Below are 18,008 nucleotides of genomic sequence, written 5' to 3'. Positions count from 1 at the left end.
GCCGAAGTCGAGAAGTCCGGGGCCTGATGGCCGCGTCGCTTTCGACGTACAATCGCCGTTGATAATTTCCCAACGGTGGAGGCGCGATGAAGTGCGACGTACTGATCCTGGCAGGCCTGTGGAATTCCGGCCCCGAGCACTGGCAGAGCCAATGGCAGGCGCGTTACCCGGCATGGACCAAGGCCCGGCACCGCGACTGGAACTGTCCGGACCGCGACGAATGGGTGGCCGAGCTGGATGCGGCGATCGGCGCTTGCAAGGGCGCCCCGATCCTGGTCGCACACAGCCTTGGCTGCATGCTGGTGGCGCACTGGGCGGCCAGCCGTTCGCCCTTGATGGTGGCCGGCGCCTTCATGGTGGCGCCGAGCGACGTCGAGGCGCCGAGCTACCCGGTGCCGGTCAATGGCTTCGCGCCGATCCCGCTCGCTCCCCTGCCCTTCCCGAGCATGGTGCTGGCCAGCGGCGACGATCCGTATATCGCGCCGGAGCGCGCCGCCGCCCTGGCCGCGGCCTGGGGCAGCCGCCTCGTGCACATCGGCGACGCCGGGCACGTGAATGCGGAGTCGGGCCATGGTCCCTGGCCGGAGGGGGAACGCCTGCTGCAGGAATTCTGCGATGAACTGGGGCACCAGGTGGGCAGGTAAACAGTAGGGTGGGCGGCTCCACCCTGGAGTTCGATCGGCGGTTGCACCCGCGCCGCCCACGCGTTCAATCCAAGCTTGCCGGCCGGTGGCGCGCTTCGAGAGGCAAACGCTTGTTGGACGCGTGGGCGGCGCAGGCGCGTCAGGCTGAGTGAGTGTTTCGGTGGAGCCGCCCACCCTACGAAAGACAGAAACAAGAACCGGGGCGCGAGGCCCCGGTTCGGTGTACCACTTACTCTGACGCTTACTTCGCCGTCGCCAGCAGCATCTCGTTCAGGCGCTTCACGAACGAGGCCGGGTCGCTCAGGCTGCCGCCTTCGGCCAGCATGGCCTGGTCGAACAGGATGTGCGACCAGTCGGCGAAGCGTGCGCCCTCCGCGTCTTCGTACTTCAGGCGCGTTACCAGCGGATGGCTCGGGTTGATCTCGAGGATCGGCTTCGATTCCGGTGCGTCCTGGCCGGCTGCCTTCAGCATGCGCAGCAGGTTACCCGACAGCTCGTTCTCGTCCGCGACCAGGCAGGCCGGCGAATCGGTCAGGCGGAAGGTCACGCGCACATCCTTGGCCTTGTCGCCCAGGGCGCCCTTCATTTTCTCGACCAGCTCCTTGTAGCCGGCTTCCGTCTCTGCGTGCTCCTTCTTCTCGGCTTCGTCTTCCAGCGCGCCCAGGTCCAGGCCGCCCTTGGCGACCGATACCAGTTCCTTGCCTTCGAACTCGCTCAGGAAGGACAGCATCCATTCGTCGACGCGGTCCGTCATCAAGAGCACTTCGACGCCCTTCTTGCGGAAGATCTCCAGGTGCGGGCTGTTCTTGGCGGCGTTGAAGTTGTCGGCGGTGACGTAGTAGATCTTGTCCTGGCCTTCCTTCATGCGGCCGATGTAATCGGCAAACGAGACGGTCTGGGCGTCGGACTCGCCGGAAGTCGAGGCGAAGCGCAGCAGCTTGGCGATGCGGTCCTTGTTGCCCGTGTCCTCGCCGATGCCTTCCTTGAGCACCTGGCCGAACTCCTTCCAGAAGGTGGTGTACTTGTCGCGGCCTTCCTGCTCGTCGGCGTTGGCCATCTCTTCCAGCATGCCCAGTACGCGCTTGGTCGAGCCTTCGCGGATCACCTTCACGTCGCGCGACTCCTGCAGGATCTCGCGTGAGACGTTCAGTGGCAGGTCGCTCGAATCGATCACGCCCTTGATGAAGCGCAGGTAGGTCGGCATCAGCTGCTCGGCGTCGTCCATGATGAACACGCGCTTCACGTACAGCTTAATGCCGGCACGCTTGTTGCGGTCCCACAGGTCGAACGGGGCGTGCGCCGGGACGAACAGCAGCTGGGTGTATTCGCTGCGGCCCTCGACCCGGTTGTGGGTGTAGGCCAGCGGGTCCTGGAAGTCGTGCGAGACGTGCTTGTAGAACTCGTTGTACTGTTCCGCGGTGATGTCGCTCTTCGAGCGTGCCCACAGCGCGCTGGCCTGGTTGACGGTCTCTAACTCATCCTTCAGGACGGTCTGCTTCGCCTCTTCGTCCCACTCTTCCTTCTGCATCACGATCGGCAGCGAGATATGGTCCGAGTACTTGCGGATGATCGACTTCAGCTTCCAGGACGACAGCAGCTCTTCCTCGCCGGCGCGCAGGTGCAGGATCACCTCGGTGCCGCGGCCCGGTTTCTCGATCTGCTCGACGCTGTAGTCGCCCTCGCCGGTCGATTCCCAGCGCACGCCATCGGAGGCGAAGGCGCCGGCACGGCGGGTGTTGACGATGACGCGGTCGGCCACGATGAAGGCCGAGTAGAAGCCGACGCCGAACTGGCCGATCAGGGCCGCGTCCTGCTGCTGGTCACCCGACAGCTTGCTGAAGAACTCCTTGGTGCCCGACTTGGCGATGGTGCCCAGGTGCGAGATGACTTCGTCGCGGCTCATGCCGATGCCGTTGTCCGAAATCGTCAGGGTGCGGGCATCCTTGTCGAAGCTGACCTTGATCTTCAATTCATGGTCGTTACCGTACAGGGCGTCGTTGTTGATCGCCTCGAAGCGCAGTTTGTCGGCCGCGTCGGAGGCGTTCGAGATCAGTTCGCGCAGGAAGATCTCCTTGTTCGAATACAAGGAGTGAATCATGAGCTGTAACAGCTGTTTTACTTCCGCCTGGAAGCCAAGGGTTTCTTTTTCGGCGCTTGCCATCTTGTTCCTCGTTAAATAACATGGGTGGTTGAACTCGGAGGCATATAAGGCTCCTTGCGAGGATTTCAAGAGGCATTTTCTGTTCAGAAGCGCGCGGTGCCCGCCGGCCCGGACAGCGGCCGGACCTGGATGTTGCGGTAGAACGTTTCGGCGCCCTCCGACTGCAGCGAGAACTTCCCGCGCGTGTGCGGCACCATCCGGCCGCCGACGTTCTGGCGCGGATTCTCGGCGCGCAGCACTTCAACACCGTTGACGATGTGGATCAGGGTCTTGCCGTCGGCGATCACTTCCATCGTATTCCATTCTCCCGTCGGCTTCTCGAAGTTCCCGCGCTTGAGGATGCGGGCCTTGAGTCCGGTGCGCAGCGGCAGCCCTGGATCGTAGCGATGGAACTTCCAGTCGCCCTCGTTGGCGTCGCCCACGCGCGCATCGACCGTCACGCCGTCCAGGCTGTGGTAGTCGCCGCAATCGCCTTCCTGGATCTGGAACTCGTGACTGCGCATCCAGTGCCCGCTCTCGGCGCCCTCAGGCCCCACCGCGTAGTACAGCAGCCCGCTGTCGCGCGGCGCATCCAGGCGCGGCGCCCATTTCTTGCTCCCCCACTTGAATTCGAACTTCAGGTGGAAGTTCTCGTAGTCGCCGACGGTGGTAACGGCGCCCCACTCCTCGCCCGACACCCGCAGCATGCCGTCGACCACCGAGAACACATTGCGCGGATCCTGGTTCAGGCCGCGCACCGAGGTGGGCGCCTTCATGTTCGGGGAGGTCGGCTGCATGCTGACCCAGGTCGTCCAGCCGGACAGGTCGCGGCCGTTGAACAGCGAGGTCCACCCGGCGTCGGCGGCGTGCAGCGGCGCGCACAGCGTCAGGGCGGCGGCCAGCAGGCCGAGGCGGGCAAGATTGGCGGCGCTGCGCGCCGCAGGAAAACGGGCCATGGGTGTCTCCTCATTATAAATACGGGCCATCGAAAAAGCGCTGCTGCGAATCTAGCACGGCTAACTCTGTTAGCGCTACCACCGAAACCCAGCTTGCCGAATTCGTTATAAATTTTTCCGATTTATTGACACTCTTAAACTTTTCAGAATGCTACTATCAAGTCATAAAGAACCCGGCACGCGATTGAAAAATGGCTGCACGTGGTCCCACCACAAGAACGGAGACAGCCAGGATGAGCACGATTGTCGTCGGCAGGGGCATGGTCATTGCCATGGGTTCGCGCAGCGAACGCTGTGAGCGCAATCAGCGCGACCAGCGCACAAGTGCCGGGCCTACCGCAGCCGTTACGGCGTCCGCCGCCGCTGCCTCGCGCGAGGAATGCGCCAATTTTTATGCCGCGCATGGCATCTCGACCCCGAGCACCCTCTTCGACACGCTCTCCGACACCTATTATTTTGCGAAGAACCGGACCGGCCAGTTCGTCTGGGGCAATCGCCTGCTGCAGGAACAGCATGCGCTGGCCAACGTGAAGGACATCCTCGGCAAGACCGACCATGATTTCTTCCGGCGCGACATCGCCGACCGCATCCGCGCCGACGATCTGTCGGTGATCGAAACCGGCATCACCGTCAAGAACAAGCTGGAAGTGATCGATGGCGGCAACGGCGAGCTGACCTGGCTGTTTACCACCAAGGCGCCGCTTCGCAACCGCGAGGGGGCGATCGTCGGCATCGAAGGCTTCTCGCGCGACGCCCGCCGTTCGCAGGACACGATCGCGCCCTTCCACGAATTCAAGACCTGCATCGAGTACGTGCAGGAACACCTGGGCGAGAACATCAGCATCGACCACCTGGCCAGGCTGTCGTGCATGTCGCTGTCGACCTTCGAGCGCAAGTTCAAGGAGCACTTCTCGCTCACGCCCAAGCAATACGTGCTGCACATGAAGGTGCACGAAGCCTGCCGCCTTCTCCCGGGCGCGACCAGCATCGCCCGGGTGGCGCTGGAGACCGGTTTCGGCGGGCAGAGCTACTTCACCAAGCAGTTCCGCAGCATCGTCGGGATCACCCCCAAGCAGTACCAGCTGGCGCTGGCGGCCGGGCGCCTGACCTGGCCGCGCCAAGCCCTACGCCGTCCATGAGCTTTTCACACAACGAGGAACCCATGTCGAAGCCCCTCAACCCCGCCGGCCAGCCGCGGCGCTCGGCCCTGCTGCGCCTTGGCGCCCTGTGCGGGCTGGCCGGATTGTCCACGCTGGGCTCCAGCGGCGAGGTGCTGGCCGCAGTGAGCGCGGCCGGCAGCAGCGCTGCCTACGAACCCGTCCTCCTCACCCGCGACGAACTGCGGCTCACCGGCGTACTGGCCGAACTGATCATCCCCCAGACCGACACCCCGGGCGCGCTGGCGGCCGGCGCGCACCGCACCATCGACCACCTGCTCAAGGTGGGCGCCCTGGCGCCCGAGCAGGCGCATTTCAAGGCCGGGCTGGCGCGCATCGAGGCGGTGGCGCAGGCGCAGGAAGGGAAGCGCGCTGGTGGATTCCGCGCCCTGCCGGCGGCGCGCCAGACGGCGCTGCTGCACGCCCTCGACGCCGGGCGCGCGCCCTTCAGCGCAGACGACGCGCGCTTCTTCCGCCAGCTGAAGGGCTACGTCGCCTTTGCCTATTACACCTCGGAAGCCGGCGCCACGCGCGAACTGACCTACCTGCCGATACCCGGCGGCTTCAAGGGCAACTACAAGCTCACCCGATCCACCCGCAGCTGGGCAACCTGACACGAAGCGACCATGGCATCCCTCTCCTCGTTCTACATCAAAAGCAGCCCGGAGCAGTTCGACGCGATCGTCGTCGGCTCGGGCATTACCGGCGGCTGGGCCGCCAAGGAATTGACCGAACGCGGGCTCAAGACCCTGATGGTCGAGCGCGGACGTCCGGTCGAGCATGGGGTGGATTACCCCGGCGAATTCAAGGACCCGTGGGCCATGCCCAACCGCGGCAAGGTCGATGCCGTCGTGGCCAACGAGCAGTACCCGGTCCAGCGCCAGTGCTACGCGTTCGACGAGCACACCAAGCAGTTCTTCAACAACGACCGCGACATGCCCTACTCGACACCGGGCGACCGTCCATTCAGCTGGATCCGTGGCAACCAGCTGGGCGGCAAGTCGCTGATGTGGGCGCGCCAGTCCTACCGCTGGAGCGACCTGGACTTCGAGGCCAACCTGAAGGACGGCCACGGCACCGACTGGCCGATCCGCTACGCCGACCTGGCGCCCTGGTACAGCCATGTCGAGCGCCATATCGGCGTCAGCGGCAGCAAGGAAGGCCTGGCGGTGCTGCCGGACGGCGAATTCCTGCCTCCCTACGAATTCAACACGGTCGAACTGGCGCTGAAACAGAAGTTCGACGCCAAATACGCACCGGCGCGCATGATCATCGGCCGCACCGCCAACCTGAACAAGGCAAGCGCGGCCCACCTCGCGCAGGGCCGCGGCCCATGCCAGGCACGCAGCCAGTGCCACCGGGGCTGCTCCTTCGGCGCCTATTTCTCGACCCAGAGCTCGACCCTGCCGGCCGCGCTCAAGACCGGCCGCCTGCGCATCGCCACCGACAGCATCGTGCACAGCGTGATCTACGATCCGAAGACCAACCGCGCCACTGGCGTGCGCGTGATCGATGCCGCGACCATGGAAACGCGCGAGTACCACGCCAAGGTGGTGCTGCTGTGCGCATCGACGCTGGCCTCCACCGCGATCCTGCTGAACTCGACGTCGAGCGCCTTCCCGAACGGCCTGGCCAACTCCTCCGGCGTACTGGGCCACTACCTGATGGACCACCTGTGGGCCGCCGGCGCCAGCGGCCGGGTCGAGGGGTTCGAGAACGACTACTATCGGGGCCGCCGTCCGACCGCGACCTACATCCCGCGCTTCCGCAACGTGCTCGACCGGCACCCGGCCTTCCTGCGCGGCTACGCGCTGGCCGGCGGCGCCTCGCGCGAGGGCTGGCAGTCAGCCGCCTGGAAACCCGGCTTCGGCAAGGACTTCAAGGCCATGCTGCGCAAACCCGGCGCCTGGCATTTCAGCCTGGGCGGACAAGGGGAGATGCTGCCGCGCTTCGAGAACAGCGTCAGCCTGCACCCCACCAAAAAGGACAAATGGGGCATGCCGCTGCTGCACATCGACGTCACCCATGGCGACAACGACCGCAAGATGCGCGAGGACATGGCCGATACCGCCGCCAACATCCTCGAAGACCTCGGCCTCAAGGACGTACGCAAGAGAGCGCTGACGGAACAGGAATACCCGCCGGGGCTGGCGATCCACGAAGTGGGCACGGCGCGCATGGGGCGCGACCCCAAGACCTCGGTGCTCAACGGCTTCAACCAGGCGCACGACGTGCCGAACCTGTTCGTCACCGATGGTTCCTCGCTGGCCTCCAGCGCCTGGCAGAACCCGTCGCTGACCTTCATGGCGCTGACCGCGCGCGCCTGTGCCTACGCGGTGGACCAGCTCAAGGCCGGCAAGATCTGAGCACGAACACCAACGAAACGGAGACAAGATGAACAAGCAAACGATGCTGTGCGCCGTGCTGGCCACAAGCCTGGGGGCGGTTTCCCATCCGATGGCCGCCGAGTCCAACCCGCGCATCGGCGTGCAGCTGTGGTCCGTCAAGGACGAGATCAAGCAGGATTTCGAAGGCACGCTGACCAGGATCGCCGGGCTTGGCTTCCAGGGCGTGGAGTTCGCGGGCGAGTTCGGTCCCTACAAGACCAACCCGGCCGGGCTGAAGACCTTCCTGGACAAGAACAAGCTGCAATGCGCGGGCGCCCACGTGCACTTCGACGCATTGGCGGACGCCCGCTTCGACGCCACCACCGCCTTCTACAAGACGCTCGGCTGCACCAACCTGGTCATTCCGATGGATGCGCGCGGCGCCAGCGTCGATGGAAGCCTCGCGATGAGCCGCGAGCTGAGCGCCCTCTCCGGCAAGCTGGCCGCGAAAGGCATGCGCATCGGCTACCACAACCACGCGGAGGAGATGGCAGGTGCAATCGGCAGCACCCCCTGGGACGTCATCGCCCAGAACACGCCGAAGGAGTCGATCATGCAGCAGGACGTGGGCTGGACCACGCACGCCGGCAAGGACCCGGTGGCCTATGTCTACAAGTATCCGGGACGCACCGTGAGCACCCACTACAAGGCCAAGTTCGCCCCGGGCTCCAGCGGCACGCCGATCATCGGCCAGGACAAGACCGACTGGGCGGGCCTGACGCGCGCCCTGCGCCAGGCCGGCGGCACCGACTGGATCATCGTCGAGCAGGAAGAATACCCGAACGGCATGGGCCAGCTCGACAGCGTGGCGGCGTCCTTGAAAGGCTTGAACGCCGTGCTGGCGAAGATGCCGGCGAAATGACATGAGCCTGTCCGTCTGCTTCAAGCACATCGTCAAGGAGTTCGGCCCGGTACGCGTGCTGCACGGGGTCGACTTCGCGCTGGAACCCGGGCGCGTGGTCGGGCTGCTGGGAGAAAACGGGGCCGGCAAATCGACCCTGATGAAGATCCTGGCCGGCTACGAACGCGCCACCGGCGGCCAGCTGGAGATCGACGGCGTCGCACGCAGCTTCGCCAATGCGCGCGAGGCCGAAGCGCTCGGCATCGCCCTGATCCACCAGGAATTCAACCTGGCCGAGCACCTGAGCATCTCCCAGAACATCTTCCTCGGCCATGAGAAGACCCGCCGCGGCCTGCTCGACCGCCAGGCCATGGCGGCGGAGGCTGCCGCCTGCCTGGCGCAGGTGGGGCTGGAGCGCGCCCCCGATACCCGCGTGGCCGACCTGATCGTCGCCGAAAAGCAGCTGGTCGAGATCGCCAAGGCCCTGTCGCGCAATGCGCGCCTCCTGATCATGGACGAGCCGACCGCCAGCCTGTCGGCGGGCGAGACGGCCAAGCTGTTCGCCCTGATGGCGCGGCTGAAACAGGAGGGCGTGACCATCGTCTACATCTCGCACAAGCTCGACGAGATGGAAGCGCACACCGACGAAGTCGTGGTCATGCGCGACGGGAAGTTCGTCACCCGCGCCCTCACCCGCGAAGTGAACCGGCGCCAGATGGCCAACCTGATGGTCGGGCGCGACGTCTCGGATATGTTCCCGCCCAAGCACCCCGCAGCGCAGGATGCGCCGGTGCTGCTGCGCGTGGCGAACCTGAACGTCCCGGGCTGGGTCGAGCATCTCGGTTTCGAGGTACGGGCCGGTGAAATCCTCGGCTTCGCCGGCCTGGTCGGCGCCGGCCGCACCGAGGCCTTCGAGGCGATCCTCGGCCTGCGCCCGCGGCGAGGGGGCAGCATCGAGATCGGTGGGAACGCGGTGGACATCCGCAGCCCGCGCGACGCCATGCGCCACGGCCTGACGTATTTGAGCGAAGACCGCAAGGGCAAGGGCCTGCACGTCGACCTCGGCCTGCGCGAGAACCTCACCATGATGACCCTGGAGCGCGACGCCCGTCCCTGGGTCGACCTCAAGGCGGGCCGCGCGGCGCTCGATCGAGCCATCACGGACTTCGGCATCCGCCTGCGCGACCCCGATTGCGCGGCGCGATCCCTCTCCGGCGGCAACCAGCAAAAACTGGCGCTGGCCAAGTACCTGCATTCCGATCCGCGCGTGATCGTGCTCGACGAACCGACCCGCGGCGTGGACGTCGGCGCCAAGCGCGACATCTATGCGCTGATCCATCGCCTCGCCGGCGAGGGCCGCGCGGTGATCGTCATCTCGTCCGAACTGATCGAGCTGATCGGCCTGTCGCACCGGGTCGCGGTGCTGCACGGCGGGCGCCTGCAGGCCGTGCTCGGTCCCGACCAACTCAGTGAAGAAAACATCATTTCCCATGCAACCGACACCCAACATACCCGCCACTGAGCCCCCCTTCAAGAGGGGCCTCCCTTCGCTGCCCCTGGCGCGCCTGAAAGGCGCCGGCCCGGTGCTGGCCCTGGTCCTCCTGTGCATCGCGGGCGGCCTGCTGAACCCGGATTTCGCCACCTTCGACAACCTGATGAACGTGCTGACCCGCACCGCCTTCATCGGCATCATCGCGGTCGGCATGACGTTCGTGGTCGTATCCGGGGGCATCGACCTGTCGGTGGGCTCGATGGCGGCGCTCATCGCAGGCGCCATGATCGTGGCGATGAACGCCCTGGCGAGCGGCGCGAATCCGCCCGGCGCGGCCACCATCGTGCTGCTCGGCGTCGGGCTGGCGCTCGCCTTCGGCGCGGTGTTCGGCATCCTGCACGGCTTCCTGATCACGCACGGCCGCATCGAGGCCTTCATCGTCACGCTCGGCACCCTCGGCGTGTTCCGCGCGGTGCTCACCTGGCTGTCGGACGGCGGCGCCCTGACCCTCGACTTCACGCTGTCCGACACCTATAGCCCGGTGTACTACCAGAGCGTGCTGGGCGTGCCAATCCCGGTGTGGGTGTTCGGCGTGGTGGCGTTGCTGGGCGCCCTGATCCTGAACCGCACCGCCTACGGCCAGCACGTGCAGGCGATCGGCTCCAACGAACAGGTGGCGCGTTATGCCGCCATTCGCGTCGACCGCGTCAAGGTGCTGACCTACCTGCTGCTGGGGGTGTGCGTGGCGATCGCGACCATCCTGTACGTGCCGCGCCTGGGGTCGGCCACGCCCACCACCGGCCTGCTGTGGGAACTCGAGGCCATCGCCGCCGTGGTCGTGGGCGGCACCTCGCTCAAGGGCGGGTCGGGGCGCGTCATGGGCACCGTGGTCGGCGCGATCCTGCTGTCCGTGATCGGCAACATCCTCAACCTCACCAGCATCATCAGCGTGCACCTGAACCCCGCCGTACAGGGTCTGGTCATCATTGCCGTGGCCTACCTGCAGCGCGGCCGCCGCTGAACCGCTTGGCTTATCAATCAAACAAGGAATCTTCATGCACACATCCGTTCGACATTTTGGCAAACTCGCCCTCGCCTGCCTGCTGGCTGTTGGTGCCGGCCAGGTCCTGGCCGCGGACAAGCTGACGGTCGGCGTGGCCATCCCCACCGCCACCCATGGTTTCACCGGCGGCATCGTCTGGTGGGCCAACCAGGCCAAGCGCGAGCTGGAAGCTGCCAACCCGGGCTTGAAGATCATCGTCAAGACCGCCGCCAGCACGCCCGAGCAGGCCAACCAGGTGCAGGACCTGCTGGTGGTGAACAAGATGAACGCCCTGGTGATCCTGCCGCTCGAGTCGGCATCGCTGACCCAGCCGGTGGCCCAGGTCAAGAACAAGGGCGTGTACGTGACCGTGGTGGACCGTGGGCTGACCAACCCGGCGGCCCAGCATGCCTATGTCGCCGGCGACAACACCGCCTTCGGCAGGCTGCCGGCCGAGTACCTGGCCAAGCGCCTGAACGGCAAGGGCAACATCGTGGTCCTGCGCGGCATGCCGAGCACGATCGACAACGAGCGCGTGAACGCCTTCAATGCCGAGATCGGCAAGCACCCGGGCATCAAGGTGCTGGATGCCAAGTACGGCAACTGGAACCGCGACGACGCCTTCAAGGTCATGCAGGATTACCTGACCCGCTTCAAGGGGATCGACGCCGTGTGGGCGTCCGACGACGACATGGCGATCGGCGTGCTGAAGGCGATCGAGCAGGCCAGGCGCAGCGACATCAAGGAGGTGTTCGGCGGCGCCGGCGCCAAGTTCGCGGTCAAGAAGGTCATGGACGGCGACCGGCTGGTGCAGGCGAACGTGTCCTATTCGCCCAAGTTCATCTACGACGCCATCAAGATGACCGTCAACGCGCGCCTGAAGGGCCAGGCCTTGCCGGGCAAGACCATCATTCCATCGGTCCTGATCACGCGCGCGAACGCCAAGCAGTTCTATTTCCCCGATTCGCCCTACTGATACCGCTGCCATCATGAAAACCATCAAGGGACCGGCGATCTTCCTCGCCCAGTTCATGGGCGACCAGCCGCCCTTCGACACCCTCGCCAACCTGGCCGCCTGGGCCGCAGGCCTGGGCTACGAGGGCATCCAGCTGCCGACCGACAAGCGCCTGTTCGACCTCGACATCGCTGCCGACAGCCAGACTTACTGCGACGAGATCGCGGGCGTGCTGGGCGAACACGGCCTGGCGATCACCGAGCTGTCGACCCACCTGCAGGGCCAGCTGGTGGCCGTGCATCCGGCCTACGACACGCTGTTCGACGGCTTCGCCGCGCCGCATGTGCGCGGCAAGCCGCAGGCGCGCCAGGAATGGGCGGTCGACCAGATGAAAAAAGCCGCGCGCGCTTCTAAACGTCTCGGCTTGACGACCCATGCGAGTTTCTCGGGCGCGCTCGCCTGGCCCTACCTGTACCCGTGGCCGCAGCGCCCGAGCGGCCTGGTGGAAGAAGCCTTCGGTGAACTGGCGCGGCGCTGGCTGCCGATCCTGGATGCGTTCGAGGACGCCGGGGTGGATGTCTGCTATGAGCTGCACCCTGGCGAAGACCTGCACGACGGCGTGACGTTCGAGCGCTTCCTGGACGGCGTGGGCGGCCACCGGCGCGCCAACATCCTGTACGACCCCAGCCACTTCATGCTGCAGCAGCTCGACTACCTGGCCTTCATCGACATCTATCACGCGCGCATCAAGGCCTTCCACGTCAAGGATGCGGAGTTCCGTCCGAACGGGCGCCAGGGCGTCTACGGCGGCTATGGGTCCTGGCTGGAGCGCGCCGGGCGCTTCCGCTCGCTGGGCGACGGCCAGATCGATTTTTCGGCGATCTTCTCGAAACTGGCGCAGTACGACTATGCCGGCTGGGCCGTGCTCGAATGGGAGTGCTGCCTCAAGCATCCCGAAGACGGCGCGCGCGAAGGGGCGGAATTCATCCGCCGCCATATAATCCGGGTGGCGGAGCGCGCGTTCGACGATTTCGCCGGCAGCGGCGCCGACCAGAGCGCCCTGCGCCAGCTGATGGGGATCGCATGATGGGAGCGGAACAATGACGGCAATCGGACAGAATGGAGCAAACAGCGGCGGCCAGCCCGCACGCAGGCTGCGCCTCGGCATGGTGGGCGGCGGCGACGGCGCCTTCATCGGTGCCGTGCACCGCATCGCGGCGCGCCTGGACGACTGCTACGAGGTGGTGGCCGGCGCCCTGTCCAGCAACCCGGAGCGGGCATCGAGCAGCGGCGCGGCGATCCGGCTCGACCCGGCGCGCAGCTACACCGACTACCGCGAGATGGCGCGCCTGGAAGCGGCACGCCCGGACGGCATCGACGTGGTGGCGATCGTCACGCCCAACCACCTGCACGCCCCGGTGGCGACCGCCTTCCTGGAGGCCGGCATCCACGTCATCTGCGACAAGCCGCTCGGCATCTCGCTGGCCGAGGGCGAGGCGCTGGCCGCGCTGGCGCGCTCCAGGAACCGGGTGTTCGCGCTCACCCACACCTACACCGGCTATCCGATGGTGCGCCACGCACGCGAACTGGTGGCATCCGGCGCGATCGGCGAGGTGCGCCTGGTCCACGTGGAGTACGCGCAGGACTGGATGGCCGACGCAGCCAACCAGGACCCCGGTTTCCAGGCCACCAACTGGCACAACGATCCGCAGCGCGCCGGCCCGACCGGCTGCACCGGCGACATCGGCACCCACGCCTTCCAGCTGGCCGGTTTTGTCGCCGGCATCCAGCCCAGCGAACTGCTGGCCGAGCTGCACGCGTTCACGCCCGACCGGGTGTTGGACGACCATGTGCAGGTAATGCTGCGCTACCCGAACGGGGCGCGCGGCATGCTGTGGTCGAGCCAGATGGCGACCGGCTGCGAGAATGCGCTCACGCTGCGGGTGTTCGGCAGCAAGGCCAGCCTCGCCTTCGCGCAGGAGAGTCCGAACGAACTGCTCCTTACGCCCCAGGGCGGCTGCGCCCAGCGGCTCACGCGTGGCCGGGTACGTGGCGCGGCGGCCGAGCATGCCACACGCGTCCCCAGCGGCCATCCGGAAGGCTACCTGGAAGCCTTCGCCCAGCTGTACCGCGACGCGGCCGCGCAGATCCATGCCGTGGAGGCCGGCCAGCCGCTGCCCGCGGCAAGCGCCATCCTGCCTACGGTCGAGGACGGTGTCGCTGGGCTGCGCTTCATCGACGCGGTGCTGGCCAGCCATGGCGGCGGCTCGCGTTGGGTGAAACTGGACAATAGGTAAATGCGGGTCACTCGAGAGCCGCCGGGTTGTCGTAGGGTGGGCGGCTTCACCTGTCACGACGGCGTGCCCGCATCACGCGCGCCGCCCACGCGTTCAAACTCCATTTGAACAGCGAGTTGGCTGCGCGCCTTCCGTTTGAACGCGTGGGCGGCGCCCGGCAAAAGGGGCTGACCAGATCGCCGGGTAGAGCCGCCCACCGTACGATTCGCTCGGCACTAACTGGTTTTTTATGCGGCGCGTGTCGATTGGCCGCCTCCCCGTTCGTCGTAGTGGCAGCAACACCCCACAACCAGAACAGGAGGTCCATCATGAAGCAGGCAGCACGTCCCATCCCCGAAGGTTTCCACAGCGTCACCCCGCACCTGGTCTGCGAAGGCGCTGCCAAGGCCATCGCCTTCTACCAGCAAGCCTTCGGCGCGGTCGAGGTCGACCGCATGCCGGGTCCCGGCGGCAAGATCATGCACGCCACGGTGCGCATCGGCGATTCGCTCGTCATGCTGTGCGACGACTTTCCCGAGTTCGGCAGCCCCGGGCCGCTCGCCCTGAAGGGCTCGCCCGTAGTCGTCCACCTGTACGTGCCGGATGCCGACGCCGTGTGGGAACGCGCGCTGGCGGCCGGCGCCAAGCCGATCATGCCGCTGGGCGATGCCTTCTGGGGCGACCGCTACGGCCAGTTGGTCGATCCCTTCGGCCACCGCTGGTCGATCGCCACCCACCAGCGCGACATGACGCCGCAGGAAATCCAGGACGAGATGGCCAAGGCGATGCCGTGCGGCTGCGGGAACGCTTGACAGCGTGCGATCCTGGCTGCGCCCGTCGCCGGCGCAGCCAGTTGTGATCCCGGGCATTCTGCCAAGGGCCGGCCGCGCATCATGCCGCTAGCGGCCGCGTCGCATTCTTCTGCGCCTTCAAGACCAGTTCGGCCGCCAGCAAGGCCTGGTCCTGATCTTGTGCCGTCTCGGTCCGGTTGAACAGGTCCGCAACGAAATCGCGCCCGAACGGCAGGTCGAGTTTGCTGCAATCCATGTAACGCGCTTCCTTTCGATCGACGATCAGCAAATGGTTGCCGCCCTGTCGCCCGAGCGGATCGATGGTCTTGCGCAGTTCGATATAACCTTCGGTGCCGAGGATGAACAGACGGCCGTCACCCCAGCTCGCCAAGCCATCGGGCGTAAACCAGTCCACACGCACATAGCCGGTACCGCCATTGCCCGTCAGCAGCATGTCGCCGAAGTCGTCGAAATTCGGGTATGCCGGATGGGCGAGGTTGCCGGTCTGGGAAGCGACCACGCTTGCCTTGGTCGATCCGGTATAGAACAGGAACTGGTCGGCCTGGTGCGAGCCGATATCCGTCAGGATGCCGCCGAAACGCCGCCGATCGAAAAACCAGGCTGGTCGCGACGATGCCCTCAGGCGGTGCGGCGCCAGGTTCACCGTTTGAATGACCTTGCCGATGGCGCCGGCCTGCACAAGCTCTCCTGCTTTCACGGCTGCCGGTACTTCCAGCCGTTCGGAATACATGATCGCGAACTTGCGCCTGGTCTCACGGATCGTCTTGCGCACTGCCGCCAGTTGGGCAAGGCTGGTGACGGCGGGTTTGTCGCTCAAAAAATCCTTGTCGGCTTTCATCACCCGGATGCCCAGCGGGGCGCGCTGGTCGGGAACCGGTGCCGCAATCACAAGTTGGATAGAACGGTCCTGCAGGACGGCATCCTCGCTGGCTGCTTCGCGTACGTCGCCGAAGCGCGCGCGGAACTCGGCGAGCTGCCGGTTCTTCAGACCGTCCTGATTCGTCGACAGGACGCAGACGAGTTGCCCGCCGCCCCGCAGGACCGCCGCGGTCATGCTCATGATGTGGGCGTGATCCAGTCCGATGACGGCAAAGCGGATGGCCTGGACACGCGCCGGGACGGCTGGTTCGGGTTCGAGCACCTGGTGCCGGATGTTTTCCGACGCCGCTTGGGCGAAGCCAGTGCCGGTGCCGACAATGGAAGCGGAGCCGGCAAACCCGGCCACATGGAGAAAGCGTCTGCGATCGAACGCGTTCATGTCGCCGCCCCCTGCGCGGCGCGACCAAGCCATCCGGTGTCGGCGGACGTCCAGTCAGCGGCGTGGCAAGCGGCCGGCATCGTGCCGCCAGCGGTGGTGGCTGAGGTATTCTCGCCCCAGTCGATAGTTAGCGGAGCGGTCAAAGCTGGAATGTCTGCAGTCAAGGTGAACTCCACGTGGTGCTTGCGCAAGCGGTAGTAGATGGTGACAGGAGACAGCCGTCACGGCAACTCCGGATGAGCATTGTCGGCGGTCCGTTCCTGGCCAACTTCCGCCGGTCGGGACCTGCACCAGCCGAGCCGATTTCAGACAGCCAAATACCTGGATATGAATAAGCGAGGAGACTATAGGGTGCATTACAACATCATTTGCAAGAACGCTTCTTGCCGAGTGCTTCTATTTGCTCTGAAGTCATAGTACGAGGCATCGGATCGTCGAGAGGAAAACCGTCGGGACCCAGGGCCGCTCGCTTGGGCGGAGGCTCGTCAGGACAGGCTGGGATCGAAACGGGTTTTTACTGTTAGCCAGGAACCTTCTCACTCATTCCCAGTCTTACTCATATGAGTAAGTTCGTACCCATCACTACGGCGGCAAAAGCCCTGGGCGTTTCGGCAACCACCTTGCGCCGCTGGGAAGCGTCTGGGAGGCTGGTCCCGGCCAGGACCGCCACCGGGCAGCGCCGCTACGACCTGGCCGCCCTGCGCCCCGGGCAGTTGCACGGCGCACCGGGGCCGCGCGCGACCCTGGCGTACGCCCGCGTCTCGAGCCACGACCAGAAGGGCGATCTCGAACGCCAGAAACAGGTGCTCGAGCTGTACTGCGCCAGCCAGGGCTGGACCTTCGAGGTGATCGCAGACCTCGGCTCGGGCATGAACTACCACAAGAGGGGTTTGAAAAAACTGCTCGACGCGATCCTCGCTGGCGGCGTCGGCCGCATCGTGCTCACCCACAAGGACCGCCTCCTGCGCTTCGGCGCCGAGCTGGTGTTCGCCCTGTGCGAGGCGAAGCAGGTCGAGGTTGTCATCATCAACCAGGGCGAGGAAGGCAGCTTCGAGGAGGAGCTGGCCACGGACGTGCTCGAGATCATCACCGTGTTCTCCGCCCGGCTGTACGGCAGCCGCAGCCACAAGAACCGCAAGCTGATCGACGGCGTGCGCCAAGCCGTGCAGGAGGCGCAGTGCTAGCGGCGCACCGGATCCGGCTCGCTCCGAACAAGGCGCAGGCGACCCACCTGGCGCGCGCCGCCGGCACTGCCCGCTTCGCCTTCAACTGGGCGCTGGCCGAATGGCAGAAACAGTATCTGGCGCGCCAGGACGACCCGGCGCTCCCGGCCCCTTCGCAGTTGTCGCTGCGGCGCCAATTGAACGCCGTCAAGCGCGACCAGTTCCCCTGGATGCTCGAGGTAAGCAAAAACGCGCCACAGATGGCGATCATCCAACTGGGCCAAGCCTTCGAGAATTTTTTTGCGAAACGGGCCCGCTACCCGCAGTTCCGCCGCAGGGGGCGCGACGACCGTTTTACCTTGTCGAACGACCAGTTTGCCGTCGAGGGCCAACGCATCCGCATCCCGAAGCTCGGCTGGATCCGCATGCGCGAAGCCTTGCGCTTCACCGGGCGCATCGTTTCGGCCTGCGTCGCGCGCCGCGCAGGTCACTGGTACGCCAGCATCACCGTCGACACCCTTGAGGATCTACCCTTACCGCCTGCCGAAAACCAAGGCACGGTCGGGGTCGACCTGGGGATATCGACGCTGGCGACGCTATCGACTGGCGAGAAGTGGCCTGGCCCGAAGGCGCTGCGCACCCTGCTGGCACGGCTGCGCCGCCTGTCGCGGGCGCTGTCCCGGAAAGTGAAGGGGTCAAGCAACCGGCGCAAGGCAAAGGACAGGCTGGCGAGGCTGCATGTCCGGATCGCCAACGTCCGCGCCGACTCCCTGCACAAGCTTACTACCAGCATCACGCGCCGCTTCCATTCAATCGGGATCGAGGACCTGAACGTGAAGGGCATGCTGGCCAACCGCCACTTGGCGCGAGCGGTGGCCGACATGG

Annotated in this window: 16 protein-coding genes; 13 read left to right on the top strand and 3 right to left on the bottom strand. The window is 65.8% G+C overall.

The window, feature by feature from the left end:
- The first annotated feature begins 86 nt into the window (after positions 1 to 86).
- Positions 87 to 644, top strand: a complete 558-nt coding sequence (locus AC56LU_RS17490) for an RBBP9/YdeN family alpha/beta hydrolase (RefSeq protein ID WP_497176897.1) — start codon at positions 87 to 89, stop codon at positions 642 to 644.
- Positions 645 to 885: 241 nt separating this feature from the next.
- Here AC56LU_RS17490 and htpG read toward each other — a convergent pair whose 3' ends face one another.
- Positions 886 to 2,805 (bottom strand): molecular chaperone HtpG, encoded by a 1,920-nt coding sequence (gene htpG / locus AC56LU_RS17485; RefSeq protein WP_497176896.1) that lies wholly within the window; start codon positions 2,803 to 2,805, stop codon positions 886 to 888.
- 83 nt (positions 2,806 to 2,888) lie between these two features.
- Positions 2,889 to 3,740: a 3-keto-disaccharide hydrolase gene (locus AC56LU_RS17480; protein WP_497176895.1), complete on the bottom strand. Its 852-nt coding sequence runs from the start codon at positions 3,738 to 3,740 to the stop codon at positions 2,889 to 2,891.
- 233 nt (positions 3,741 to 3,973) lie between these two features.
- Between AC56LU_RS17480 and AC56LU_RS17475 the strand changes: the two genes are divergently transcribed.
- From AC56LU_RS17475 to AC56LU_RS17430, 10 genes are all read left to right on the top strand, one after another.
- A complete protein-coding gene (locus tag AC56LU_RS17475) occupies positions 3,974 to 4,879 on the top strand; it encodes an AraC family transcriptional regulator (protein WP_497176894.1) in 906 nt (301 codons plus the stop codon).
- 23 nt (positions 4,880 to 4,902) lie between these two features.
- Positions 4,903 to 5,511 (top strand): gluconate 2-dehydrogenase subunit 3 family protein, encoded by a 609-nt coding sequence (locus tag AC56LU_RS17470; RefSeq protein ID WP_497176893.1) that lies wholly within the window; start codon positions 4,903 to 4,905, stop codon positions 5,509 to 5,511.
- 12 nt (positions 5,512 to 5,523) lie between these two features.
- A complete protein-coding gene (locus tag AC56LU_RS17465) occupies positions 5,524 to 7,263 on the top strand; it encodes a GMC oxidoreductase (protein ID WP_497176892.1) in 1,740 nt (579 codons plus the stop codon).
- A 28-nt stretch (positions 7,264 to 7,291) separates the two neighbouring features.
- The gene (locus AC56LU_RS17460; RefSeq protein ID WP_497176891.1) at positions 7,292 to 8,146 is read left to right on the top strand and encodes a sugar phosphate isomerase/epimerase family protein; all 855 of its coding nucleotides are present in this window, start codon (positions 7,292 to 7,294) and stop codon (positions 8,144 to 8,146) included.
- Position 8,147: 1 nt separating this feature from the next.
- The gene (locus tag AC56LU_RS17455; protein WP_497176890.1) at positions 8,148 to 9,647 is read left to right on the top strand and encodes a sugar ABC transporter ATP-binding protein; all 1,500 of its coding nucleotides are present in this window, start codon (positions 8,148 to 8,150) and stop codon (positions 9,645 to 9,647) included.
- Complete coding sequence (locus AC56LU_RS17450; RefSeq protein WP_497176889.1) at positions 9,616 to 10,638, top strand: ABC transporter permease; 1,023 nt, start codon at positions 9,616 to 9,618, stop codon at positions 10,636 to 10,638. Before AC56LU_RS17455 ends, AC56LU_RS17450 begins: the two co-directional genes overlap by 32 nt.
- 34 nt (positions 10,639 to 10,672) lie before the next feature.
- The gene (locus AC56LU_RS17445; RefSeq protein ID WP_497176888.1) at positions 10,673 to 11,635 is read left to right on the top strand and encodes a substrate-binding domain-containing protein; all 963 of its coding nucleotides are present in this window, start codon (positions 10,673 to 10,675) and stop codon (positions 11,633 to 11,635) included.
- Between the two features lie 13 nt (positions 11,636 to 11,648).
- Positions 11,649 to 12,701, top strand: a complete 1,053-nt coding sequence (locus AC56LU_RS17440; protein WP_497176887.1) for a sugar phosphate isomerase/epimerase family protein — start codon at positions 11,649 to 11,651, stop codon at positions 12,699 to 12,701.
- Between the two features lie 13 nt (positions 12,702 to 12,714).
- A complete protein-coding gene (locus AC56LU_RS17435) occupies positions 12,715 to 13,911 on the top strand; it encodes a Gfo/Idh/MocA family protein (RefSeq protein ID WP_497176886.1) in 1,197 nt (398 codons plus the stop codon).
- 308 nt (positions 13,912 to 14,219) lie between these two features.
- Positions 14,220 to 14,702: a VOC family protein gene (locus tag AC56LU_RS17430; RefSeq protein ID WP_497176885.1), complete on the top strand. Its 483-nt coding sequence runs from the start codon at positions 14,220 to 14,222 to the stop codon at positions 14,700 to 14,702.
- Between the two features lie 79 nt (positions 14,703 to 14,781).
- On the opposite strand, the gene AC56LU_RS17425 is transcribed toward AC56LU_RS17430, so the two are convergent.
- Entirely contained in the window at positions 14,782 to 15,960 is a 1,179-nt protein-coding gene (locus AC56LU_RS17425) for a Gfo/Idh/MocA family protein (protein WP_497176884.1), read from the bottom strand.
- A gap of 560 nt (positions 15,961 to 16,520) precedes the next feature.
- Between AC56LU_RS17425 and AC56LU_RS17420 the strand changes: the two genes are divergently transcribed.
- Both AC56LU_RS17420 and AC56LU_RS17415 read left to right on the top strand, forming a co-directional pair.
- Positions 16,521 to 17,144 (top strand): IS607 family transposase, encoded by a 624-nt coding sequence (locus AC56LU_RS17420; protein ID WP_497176883.1) that lies wholly within the window; start codon positions 16,521 to 16,523, stop codon positions 17,142 to 17,144.
- A partial coding sequence (locus AC56LU_RS17415; RefSeq protein ID WP_497176882.1) for an RNA-guided endonuclease InsQ/TnpB family protein occupies positions 17,138 to 18,008 on the top strand: 871 nt, incomplete at its 3' end. The genes AC56LU_RS17420 and AC56LU_RS17415, both read left to right, overlap by 7 nt.

The organism is Telluria sp. PB2R4, from assembly GCF_059685695.1.
Note: the sequence above shows the minus strand (reverse complement) of the source record. Positions and strands in the feature narration are given on the sequence as shown.

Coding starts and splice junctions, on each gene's coding strand:
- AC56LU_RS17480 (WP_497176895.1), bottom strand. CDS start 3,740: ATGGCCCGTTTTCCTGCGGCGCGCAGCGCCGCCAATCTTGCCCGCCTC.
- AC56LU_RS17445 (WP_497176888.1), top strand. CDS start 10,673: ATGCACACATCCGTTCGACATTTTGGCAAACTCGCCCTCGCCTGCCTG.
- AC56LU_RS17465 (WP_497176892.1), top strand. CDS start 5,524: ATGGCATCCCTCTCCTCGTTCTACATCAAAAGCAGCCCGGAGCAGTTC.
- AC56LU_RS17470 (WP_497176893.1), top strand. CDS start 4,903: ATGTCGAAGCCCCTCAACCCCGCCGGCCAGCCGCGGCGCTCGGCCCTG.
- AC56LU_RS17440 (WP_497176887.1), top strand. CDS start 11,649: ATGAAAACCATCAAGGGACCGGCGATCTTCCTCGCCCAGTTCATGGGC.
- AC56LU_RS17455 (WP_497176890.1), top strand. CDS start 8,148: ATGAGCCTGTCCGTCTGCTTCAAGCACATCGTCAAGGAGTTCGGCCCG.
- htpG (WP_497176896.1), bottom strand. CDS start 2,805: ATGGCAAGCGCCGAAAAAGAAACCCTTGGCTTCCAGGCGGAAGTAAAA.
- AC56LU_RS17420 (WP_497176883.1), top strand. CDS start 16,521: ATGAGTAAGTTCGTACCCATCACTACGGCGGCAAAAGCCCTGGGCGTT.
- AC56LU_RS17475 (WP_497176894.1), top strand. CDS start 3,974: ATGAGCACGATTGTCGTCGGCAGGGGCATGGTCATTGCCATGGGTTCG.
- AC56LU_RS17425 (WP_497176884.1), bottom strand. CDS start 15,960: ATGAACGCGTTCGATCGCAGACGCTTTCTCCATGTGGCCGGGTTTGCC.
- AC56LU_RS17450 (WP_497176889.1), top strand. CDS start 9,616: ATGCAACCGACACCCAACATACCCGCCACTGAGCCCCCCTTCAAGAGG.
- AC56LU_RS17430 (WP_497176885.1), top strand. CDS start 14,220: ATGAAGCAGGCAGCACGTCCCATCCCCGAAGGTTTCCACAGCGTCACC.
- AC56LU_RS17460 (WP_497176891.1), top strand. CDS start 7,292: ATGAACAAGCAAACGATGCTGTGCGCCGTGCTGGCCACAAGCCTGGGG.
- AC56LU_RS17435 (WP_497176886.1), top strand. CDS start 12,715: ATGACGGCAATCGGACAGAATGGAGCAAACAGCGGCGGCCAGCCCGCA.
- AC56LU_RS17490 (WP_497176897.1), top strand. CDS start 87: ATGAAGTGCGACGTACTGATCCTGGCAGGCCTGTGGAATTCCGGCCCC.